This window comes from Cetobacterium somerae ATCC BAA-474 (genome assembly GCF_000479045.1).
Lineage (GTDB): Bacteria > Fusobacteriota > Fusobacteriia > Fusobacteriales > Fusobacteriaceae > Cetobacterium_A > Cetobacterium_A somerae.
Genome location: NZ_KI518143.1, coordinates 1 through 597, shown reverse-complemented (window position 1 = coordinate 597; position 597 = coordinate 1). Strand labels below are relative to the sequence as shown.

General features: G+C 30.7%; 1 protein-coding gene. It reads left to right on the top strand.

Features of this window, described 5'->3' with window-relative positions:
- The coding region (locus HMPREF0202_RS06535; protein WP_023050182.1) for a mechanosensitive ion channel family protein at positions 1 to 597 on the top strand (597 nt) is incomplete at both ends.

Genomic DNA, 597 nt, shown 5'->3' with positions numbered 1-597 from the left:
ATGGAACAAACTTTAACAACTTTTATTAATGAATTTACTGCTGCTCTTGCAAAATCAGCACCCATTCTCATTAAAAAACTAATCTTTTTAGCTATCCTTTGGGTAACTTACAGACCTGTTCAAGGGTTTATTATGAAAGCTTTTAATAAGTTTTTATCACTTAAAAAACTTGATGAGCTTTTAATACACTTTTTACAGTCATTTTTAAATATTTTAATAATTATCTTTTATGCTTTAAATGTTATTCAAATACTTGGTATTGAAATGACATCTATATTAGCACTTCTTGGATCTATTGGTATCGGTATTGGACTTGCCTTAAAAGGAAGTTTATCTGACCTTGCTGGTGGTATGCAAATTCTTGCTTCTAGATATTTCACTAAAGGTGATTATATAATCTCTTGTAGCGTCGAAGGAACTGTTCAAAGAATTACTTTCCTTTATACTGTTTTACACACTGTAGACAACAAATTTGTTGTTGTTCCTAATGGTAAACTTTCTGGAGAGGTTATTGTTAACGCTGGAGCTAATGCTGAAAGGAGAGTAGATTGTGTTTTCTCTGTTTCATATGACACATCTATTGATCAAGTTAAAGAA